Annotated in this window: 3 protein-coding genes; 1 reads left to right on the top strand and 2 read right to left on the bottom strand. The window is 60.5% G+C overall.

The window, feature by feature from the left end:
- Window positions 1-132: 132 nt before the first annotated feature.
- Window positions 133-486: a hypothetical protein gene (locus tag AO268_RS30975; protein WP_099170804.1), complete on the bottom strand. Its 354-nt coding sequence runs from the start codon at window positions 484-486 to the stop codon at window positions 133-135.
- 98 nt (window positions 487-584) lie between these two features.
- Window positions 585-2,204, bottom strand: coding sequence for a dermonecrotic toxin domain-containing protein (locus AO268_RS30970; RefSeq protein ID WP_099170803.1), 1,620 nt, complete (start codon window positions 2,202-2,204; stop codon window positions 585-587).
- A 425-nt stretch (window positions 2,205-2,629) separates the two neighbouring features.
- Between AO268_RS30970 and AO268_RS30965 the strand changes: the two genes are divergently transcribed.
- A complete protein-coding gene (locus AO268_RS30965) occupies window positions 2,630-7,489 on the top strand; it encodes an NAD-glutamate dehydrogenase (RefSeq protein ID WP_099170802.1) in 4,860 nt (1,619 codons plus the stop codon).
- Window positions 7,490-7,828 lie beyond the last annotated feature (339 nt).

Below are 7,828 nucleotides of genomic sequence, written 5' to 3'. Positions count from 1 at the left end.
CTCGTGCTTCTAGCACTGCGGACTTACAGCTTGCCATCCACCCCTCTCACCTCAGAGTTTATTCCCAGATCAAGACACAAGCGGGCTTGTCGGGTTGCCGCAGCGCCGCGATGGCGATTTAGCAGCCGCCAGTCAAAGCGTGCGGATGTAAGTGCCAGTGCCCTTGAGAATGTTCTGCAGGGTTTCTTCTACCTCGGCCAGGTCCGACTCGGCGGTGGCGTGGCGGATTTCCAGGTGATCGCTGCCGCCCAGGGCGTCTTTGTCTGCCGCGCCGATCTCCACCAGCAGGGTGTTCGTGCCCAGGGTGATCTTCACGCCGTCCAGGGTCGAAGGCTCGTAGTCCCACGTCAGTTCCACCTCGTCTTCATCCGGGTAACGGGACAGCATGAACATCTCGCCCTGGGTGCCGTGGCAGCAGAGCATGGCCATGTTGTCTTCTTCGTCATCGCACGGGGTGGCGAGCAGATGGGTGGTGGTCAGTTGCATGGGGAGTCCTGTCAAGATGGCGGGCCGCAGGGCGCAATTGTGCCATTACCCTTGTCACTGTGCTGCTTTAAGTTGTTGGCCCTCCCTGGCAGATGCTGTCAGGGCTTGAGTAAGAAAGCCTTCAACGGCCCCGTAACCGGTGTGAAGGCCTGGCCGAAGCCCTCGCTCAATATAGGTTTGGTGGTATTGATTACGCCCGTGATGATGCGATTTTCGGCCCCTGGGCGATTATTGAGCTTGTCGTCGATGCCGATACCGACTTCTGTGGCACCGATGCCTATATTCGCAATCGTTAAGGCAACGCCCAAGGGGGGGATGGCCATCCCCAGGGGCGCCAAAAAAAGCAAACCGTAGGACGCGATCCTCAAGCCTTTTATGACTGAGTTTTTGGTGACGTCGCTATTGAGGACAAATTGCTGGTCGGTCGCACTTTTGGTCGCCTTTTCTGTACGGTATTGAAGCTCTTCAAATGGGTTGCCCTTGAAGGCCTGGCTGTCGAACACGCCGCCTTCCTGCCAATAGCCAAGACGTTCTTGCTGTGCTGGCGAGGCATGGTTATTCAACTGTTCGGCAATTAAATCAACCCGGGCATCCGCGCCTACCCAGTGTCCATAGTTGGGTCGATCTTCCGGGCGTAACTGGAACTTGATAACCGTGGCCTTTTGCGGATCCTTGAACTGTTCGCCCAGCCATCGGTGCATGGCCTCAACAGAGTCGAAGCCGTGGGCGGGCGGGGTGAGTCCTGATACGTACAAAAGCACTCGCCCGCTCGTAAGGTCTTGGGTGTAAAACATCCTCGACTCAAACCCGTTGAAGCGAAGGAATTTGGTTTGCAGGTTCGGGTCGGCTTTATAGGGTTGTTTGAGGTCTTCTGGCGTTATGTCGAGGTAGGCCTTGTCTGGTGGCAAGCCTGCCACGCCCATGGCGATTCTTCTGTCGTTTTCGTTCAGTGACTGGTCGTGGAGTTGCTTATGCACGGCCGTCAAGTACGCAATCGTTGCTGTGGTTGTGAAGGCCGCTCGGTTATTGGGGCTCCAGTAGTCCTTCAGGTAGTTGTCGTAGCTTTTTTTATAGGCGTTATCCCAGACCATCTGTTTGAAGCTCTCAGGATCAATGGGCACTTGGTTGCTGGCGTCATAGCGATTGGGCGAGCCTGGCTGGGGGTCTTGGTAGATCCCTTGATACCAACGGGTGTGACCGCTGGTGTTTGGCAGGGGGAACCTAAAGTCAGCGCTGGGTTTTTCGTGATGCCGGGACTCCGGTTTTATTTCAATGGGGGGCGTGCTATCTGAATAACCCAGGGTTTTGGGTTGATGCATGCCTGAGGGCAGTTCGACGCCCTGGATGTTGCACCGTGCAGCATCGGTCAAGGATATTTTTTGCACGATGCTACCTTTGTAAGGCTGTTCGTCAGTGCGGTGTTCGTAGGCCATCGTCATCAAATACGCCTTGTCAGGGTCAATGGCGATCCCAAAGCGTTGTTTGATATGCGCTTGTACTTGCTCGGCGGTTACATCGTTTGCCGATTTCATCGGTTTGTAGTGCCTGGCGTAATCGTCCAGCGCGGTATTGCGTCTGTAGGGCGCTGTGACAGGCGCCGGCGCGGCGCCTTCTGGCGTGAGCGCAGCTTTTTGGGTTGCCGGCTGTTCCGGCGGGCCATTGAGGGGCTGGGTTGTTGGAAGGTATGAGGGCTGGGCGTGGGGCTGTGTGATCGGCATGGGCACCTCGTCTGGGCGAGTGGATATCTTCCTTGATTCCGGGGTGGGGATTGTTGAGTGGCCCGGGCCTGAATACCGGTTCCGTGAGGTCACAGGTGCTGGCTTGGGGCTCCCCCCATTGGTTCGGGTTGCTCCTTGTGCAACCCGGGGTTGCCTGCCGTTGACCGAATATGTCGCAGCGCAGCAAGCAGCGGGCTTCCCACACTCGTTAAGCTGCACAGCGGATGTACCTTCAGTGTGACTCTGACTTGCCCGTCGGACGTATCCAGTGGAAGTTGAATGTGACCTCATCGTCGTGTCCAGCTTCACCCACCTGTCACTCTGAATTGGTTATGGTAGATCCCGAACACAGAAATGACGGTCTCCCCACCCGGGGATAACACGCGACGCTTCCATCAATAACAAGCCCAAGCGGAGTACCACAGATGGCGTTCTTTACCGCAGCCAGCAAAGCCGACTTCCAGCATCAACTGCAAGCGGCACTGGCGCAGCACATCAGTGAACAGGCACTGCCACAAGTGGCGCTGTTCGCTGAACAATTCTTCGGCATCATTTCCCTGGACGAGCTGACCCAGCGTCGCATGTCCGACCTGGCCGGTTGCTCCCTGTCTGCCTGGCGCCTGCTTGAGCGCTTTGATCACACCCAGCCGCAAGTGCGGGTCTACAACCCCGATTACGAACGCCACGGCTGGCAATCGACCCACACTGCGGTCGAAGTCTTGCACCATGACTTGCCGTTCCTCGTGGATTCGGTGCGCACCGAGCTGAACCGTCGCGGTTACAGCATCCATACCCTGCAAACCACCGTACTCAGCGTGCGCCGTGGCAAGAAGGGCGAGTTGCTGGAAATCCTGCCTAAAGGCACCCAGGGCGAAGACGTCCTGCAAGAATCGCTGATGTACCTGGAAATCGACCGCTGCGCCAACGCCGCCGAGCTCAATGTGCTGAGCAAGGAATTGGAGCAGGTCCTGGGCGAAGTGCGTGTGGCCGTGGCGGATTTCGAGCCGATGAAGGCCAAGGTCCAGGAACTGCTGGCCGGTATCGACAGCAGCCCGTTTGCCATCGAAGGCGAAGAAAAGGCCGAGATCAAGAGCTTCCTGGAATGGTTGGTGGGCAACCACTTCACCTTCCTTGGCTACGAAGAGTTTGTGGTGCGTGACGAGCAGGACGGCGGTCATCTGGAATATGACGCCAATTCCTTCCTCGGCCTGACCAAGCTGCTGCGCGCCGGCCTCACCGCTGAAGACCTGCGCATCGAAGACTACGCTGTGGCCTACCTGCGCGAGCCGACGGTATTGTCGTTCGCCAAGGCCGCGCACCCAAGCCGTGTGCACCGTCCGGCTTACCCGGACTACGTATCGATCCGCCAGATCGATGAGCACGGCAAGGTCATCAAGGAATGCCGCTTCATGGGCCTCTACACCTCCTCGGTGTACGGCGAAAGCGTGCGGGTGATTCCTTATATCCGCCGCAAGGTCGCGGAAATCGAGCGCCGCTCGGGCTTCCAGGCCAAGGCGCACCTGGGCAAGGAACTGGCCCAGGTGGTGGAAGTGCTGCCCCGCGATGACCTGTTCCAGACCCCGGTGGACGAACTGTTCAGCACCGTGATGTCGATCGTGCAGATCCAGGAACGCAACAAGATCCGCGTATTCCTGCGCAAGGACCCGTACGGCCGCTTCTGCTACTGCCTGGCCTACGTACCGCGCGATATCTACTCCACCGAAGTGCGTCAGAAGATCCAGCAAGTGCTGATGGATCGCCTGAAGGCCTCGGACTGCGAGTTCTGGACCTTCTTCTCCGAATCCGTGCTGGCCCGTGTGCAGCTGATTCTGCGGGTTGACCCGAAAAACCGCCTGGACATCGACCCGCTGCTGCTGGAAAGGGAAGTGATCCAGGCCTGCCGCAGCTGGCAGGACGACTACGCGAGCCTGGTGGTCGAGAGCTTCGGCGAAGCCCACGGCACCAATGTGCTGGCGGACTTCCCCAAAGGCTTCCCCGCCGGCTACCGCGAGCGCTTCGCCGCGCATTCGGCGGTGGTCGACATGCAACACCTGCTCAACCTCACCGAAGCCAAGCCGCTGGTGATGAGCTTCTACCAGCCTTTGGGCCATGTGACCGGCCAGCAGGAATTGCACTGCAAGCTGTATCACGCCGACACCCCGCTGGCGCTGTCGGATGTGCTGCCGATCCTGGAAAACCTTGGCCTGCGCGTGCTCGGTGAGTTCCCGTATAGCCTGCGCCACGCCAATGGCCGCGAGTTCTGGATCCACGACTTTGCGTTCACCGCCGCCGAAGGCCTGAACCTCGATATCCAGCAGCTCAACGACACCTTGCAGGACGCGTTCGTGCATATCGTCAACGGCGATGCCGAGAACGATGCCTTCAACCGCCTGGTGCTGACCGCCGGCCTGCCATGGCGTGACGTGGCGCTGCTGCGGGCCTACGCCCGTTACCTCAAGCAGATCCGCCTGGGCTTCGACCTGGGGTATATCGCCAGCACCCTGAACAACCACACCGACATCGCCCGCGAGTTGACCCGGTTGTTCAAGACCCGCTTCTATCTGGCGCGCAAGCTCACCAGCGACGACCTGGAAGACAAGCAGCAACGCCTGGAGCAAGCGATCCTCACGGCCCTGGACGATGTGCAGGTGCTTAACGAAGACCGGATCCTGCGGCGCTACCTGGACCTGATCAAGGCCACCCTGCGCACTAACTTCTACCAGGCCGATGCCAACGGCCAGCACAAGTCGTACTTCAGCTTCAAGTTCAACCCCCACGCCATTCCAGAATTGCCCAAGCCCGTGCCGAAGTTTGAAATCTTCGTCTACTCGCCGCGGGTCGAAGGCGTGCATCTGCGCTTTGGCAACGTCGCGCGCGGCGGCCTGCGCTGGTCCGACCGTGAAGAAGACTTCCGCACCGAAGTGCTGGGCCTGGTAAAAGCCCAGCAAGTGAAGAACTCGGTGATCGTGCCGGTGGGCGCCAAGGGCGGCTTCCTGCCGCGTCGCCTGCCATTGGGTGGCAGCCGGGACGAGATCGCGGCCGAGGGCATTGCCTGCTACCGCATCTTCATTTCCGGTCTGTTGGACATTACCGACAACCTGAAGGACGGCGCCCTGGTGCCACCGTTGAACGTGGTGCGCCACGACAACGATGACCCGTACCTGGTCGTGGCGGCCGACAAAGGCACCGCGACCTTCTCCGATATCGCCAACGGCATCGCCATCGACTACGGCTTCTGGCTGGGCGATGCGTTTGCCTCCGGTGGTTCGGCCGGTTACGACCACAAGAAGATGGGCATCACCGCCAAGGGCGCGTGGGTCGGGGTGCAGCGTCACTTCCGTGAGCGCGGCATCAACGTGCAGCAAGACAGCATCACCGTGGTCGGCGTCGGCGACATGGCCGGCGACGTGTTCGGCAACGGCTTGCTCATGTCCGACAAGCTGCAACTGGTTGCGGCCTTCAACCACCTGCATATCTTTATCGATCCCAACCCGAACCCGGCCACCAGCTTTATCGAGCGCCAGCGCATGTTCGAGCTGCCGCGTTCGGCCTGGTCGGACTACGACACCAGCATCATGTCCGAAGGCGGCGGTATCTTCTCGCGCAGCGCCAAAAGCATTGCCATCTCGCCACAGATGAAAGAGCGCTTCGACATCCAGGCCGACAAGCTGACCCCGACCGAGCTGCTCAACGCCTTGCTCAAGGCGCCGGTGGACCTGTTGTGGAACGGCGGTATTGGCACCTACGTCAAGGCCAGCACCGAAAGCCACGCCGATGTGGGCGACAAGGCCAACGACGCGCTGCGCGTCAACGGCAACGAGTTGCGCTGCAAAGTCGTGGGCGAGGGCGGTAACCTGGGCATGACCCAGCTGGGTCGTGTGGAATTCGGCCTCAATGGCGGCGGTTCCAACACCGACTTTATCGACAACGCCGGTGGCGTGGACTGTTCCGACCACGAAGTGAACATCAAGATCCTGCTCAACGAAGTGGTGCAGGCCGGCGACATGACCGACAAGCAGCGCAACCAGTTGCTGGCGAGCATGACCGACGAAGTCGGCAGCCTGGTGTTGGGCAACAACTACAAGCAGACCCAGGCCCTGTCCCTGGCCGCGCGCAAAGCCTACGAGCGTGCAGCCGAGTACAAGCGCCTGATGAGCGACCTGGAAGGCCGTGGCAAGCTGGACCGCGCCATTGAGTACCTGCCGACCGAGGAGCAGCTCGTCGAGCGCGCCGCGACCGGCAAGGGCCTGACCCGCCCGGAACTGTCGGTGCTGATCTCCTACAGCAAGATCGACCTCAAGGAAGCCTTGCTCAAGTCCCTGGTGCCGGATGACGACTACCTGACCCGTGACATGGAGACCGCGTTCCCACCGAGCCTGGTGGCCAAGTTCTCCGAGGCCATGCGTCGCCACCGCCTCAAGCGCGAGATCGTCAGCACCCAGATCGCCAACGACCTGGTCAACCACATGGGCATCACCTTCGTGCAACGCCTCAAAGAGTCGACGGGCATGAGCCCGGCGAACGTGGCGGGCGCCTATGTGATCGTGCGCGACATCTTCCATCTCCCGCACTGGTTCCGTCAGATCGAAGCCCTGGATCACCAGGTCTCGGCTGAGGTGCAACTGGCGCTGATGGACGAGCTGATGCGCCTGGGCCGTCGGGCTACCCGCTGGTTCCTGCGCAGCCGTCGCAACGAGCAGGATGCTGCCCGTGACGTCGCGCACTTCGGTCCGCACCTGGCGGCGTTGGGCCTCAAGCTCGACGAACTGCTGGAAGGCCCGACCCGCGAAGGCTGGCAGAACCGCTACCAGGCCTATGTCGAAGCCGGTGTGCCGGAGTTGCTGGCGCGCATGGTTGCCGGCACCACCCACCTGTACACCTTGCTGCCGATCATCGAGGCCGCCGACGTGACCGGGCAGAGCGCTGCGGATGTGGCCAAGGCCTACTTCGCCGTGGGCAGCGCCCTGGACTTGCCGTGGTACCTGCAGCAGATCAGCGATCTGCCGGTGGGCAACAACTGGCAGGCCCAGGCCCGCGAAGCCTTCCGCGATGACGTGGACTGGCAGCAACGGGCGATCACCATCAAGGTTCTGCAAATGGCCGATGCGCCAGAAGACATGGAAGCCCGCGTGGCCCTGTGGCTTGAGCAGAATGCGAGCATGGTCGAGCGCTGGCGCGCGATGATGGTAGAAATCCGTGCCGCGGTGGGTACGGACTACGCCATGTACGCGGTGGCCAACCGTGAACTGCTGGACCTGGCTATGAGCGGGCAAGTGGTGCTGTAATCGGCGGCTAGCGCGTTAAAACAAAGCCCCGTCTCGCGAGAGATGGGGCTTTTTTGTGGGTTCGGAACAAGGTGGGGCGTATGCAAAATTTGCTGCGCCGGCCGCCCACTGTGGTGGGGCCAAAATTCTCTGCCCCAGTGAGATCCCCTGTGGGAGCGGGCTTGCTCGCGATAGCGGCAGTCCNTGTTTCTGGCGGCTGACCCACCGCCATCGCAGGCAAGCCAGCTCCCACATTTGATCTGTGGTGGAGCCAAAATTCTCTGCTCCAGTGAGATCCCTGTGGGAGCGGGCTTGCCCGCGATAGCGCCAGCCCAGCCAACATTTCTGGCGGCTGACCCA

Origin of the sequence: Pseudomonas sp. ICMP 8385 (genome assembly GCF_002699915.1) — a bacterium.
Classification (GTDB): Bacteria; Pseudomonadota; Gammaproteobacteria; order Pseudomonadales; family Pseudomonadaceae; genus Aquipseudomonas; species Aquipseudomonas gessardii.
The sequence above is the reverse complement of the archived record's forward strand: the minus strand, read 5'-3'. Positions and strand labels throughout refer to the sequence as shown.

Bases quoted from the DNA above. Each gene is read 5' to 3' on its own strand.
- AO268_RS30970 (WP_099170803.1), bottom strand. From the start codon at position 2,204: ATGCCGATCACACAGCCCCACGCCCAGCCCTCATACCTTCCAACAACC.
- AO268_RS30975 (WP_099170804.1), bottom strand. From the start codon at position 486: ATGCAACTGACCACCACCCATCTGCTCGCCACCCCGTGCGATGACGAA.
- AO268_RS30965 (WP_099170802.1), top strand. From the start codon at position 2,630: ATGGCGTTCTTTACCGCAGCCAGCAAAGCCGACTTCCAGCATCAACTG.